This is a genomic window from Vibrio sp. 811 (assembly GCF_033339195.1).
In genome coordinates, this window is sequence record NZ_JAWOUB010000069.1 from 1 (window position 1) to 1,446 (window position 1,446).

General features: G+C 46.0%; 2 protein-coding genes. Both read right to left on the minus strand.

Going from position 1 to position 1,446, the window contains the following annotated elements; genetic code table 11:
- On the minus strand, positions 1-459 hold a 459-nt coding region (locus R7Q46_RS24840; RefSeq protein WP_318077882.1), incomplete at its 3' end, for a sulfite exporter TauE/SafE family protein.
- 14 nt (positions 460-473) lie between these two features.
- Positions 474-1,446 (minus strand): helicase C-terminal domain-containing protein (locus R7Q46_RS24845; RefSeq protein WP_318077883.1); only part of this gene is annotated, 973 nt, incomplete at its 5' end.

Genomic DNA, 1,446 nt, shown 5'->3' on the forward strand with positions numbered 1-1,446 from the left:
GTAAAAACCAATCGACAAACCTTGCAGGTACTGTTTTTTATGCAGCTTTGGGCAAGGCTCTGGTATTGGGCTTTGATGAGGTGAATGTGGCGTTTTGTGGAATACGGTATATAGCGCAGCGGCTAATATAATAAGAGGCAAGACTTTTTCTAGCCAATCCGTACTGATGGCATCGACAAAGAGCGTGCCCAATGCTGCGCCGACAAGCGTTGCTGCAAACGCGCGCCCCCAACACTGAGGTTTGAACAAGCGTTTTTTGTAGTAAGTGAATGCGGCAGTCGACGATGCAAAGGTGGCAGCCAACTTGTTCGTCCCTAAAGCAATGTGAGGAGGAAGCCCCAAAGACAGCAAAGCAGGGACGGTTAGCATCCCTCCACCACCTGCGACTGCGTCAATAAATCCAGCAACAAAAGCGACTAGCGCCAACACCAACAGCATTGTCGGCTCTATCATTTCCATAAATTCTTATTCTTCTAATATTCTATTTTTCGTTTAAATGGCGGCAGTGAGTCGATAAGTGCTTGCCCGTAGCGTTTGGTTACGAGGCGTCGATCCAGAATGGTCACTCTACCAGAATCTCGTTCTTTACGCAGTAGGCGGCCCACGCTCTGGATCAGCTTTTTGCTCGCATCAGGTACAGTGATTTGCATAAACGGGTTGCCGCCTTTCTTTTCTATGTATTCTGAATGCGCTTGTTCTACTGGAGAGGTAGGAACACCAAATGGAATTTTGGTGATCACTAAGTTTTCCAGTAACTCTCCTGGCAAATCGAGTCCTTCCGAAAAGCTTCCTGTACCAAAGAGAACGCTGGTTTTGTTTGTTTCTACAAGCTTTTTATGTTTTTTTAGAATTTCTTGACGAGAACTTTCGCCTTGTACTTGCAAAGCCCAGCCTCGTTTTATGAACTCTGAAGACAGCGCTTCTGCGACTTGGTTCATCTGCCAGTAAGAGGAGAATAATACCAAGTTGGCCTTTTTGTCTTCTAAGTACTTAGGCAAGATCTCAATAAGATATTCAGTAAACTGAGGTGCAGATGGTTCGTACTTCATTGCCGGTATGAGTAACTCAGCTTGGTTTTGATAATCAAAAGGCGAAGCGAGTGCCAAAAACTGAGTCCCAGATTCTGGCTTGCCATCAATGCCTACTTGATGGCAAAAATAGTGGAAAGAGTTCAACGCTCGCATTGTTGCTGAAACTAATACGGCACCAATACAACGACTCCAAATCTGTTGGTCTAGCTGCCATCCAATCTCAAGAGGGGAGACACTCACAATAAAATCGCCTTCACGATCTGGGTGAGTTTCTAGCCATCTCGCTAAAGGTGCTCCTTTTTCTCGTGTTGGCTCTGCCATTAAATGCCAAACTTGAGCAAGGTTCTCTAGTCGTTGAATATAGAAACCTAGTTCAGCGAGCGCAGGCTCGGCCAATCTTGCCGCGAGTTCGCCA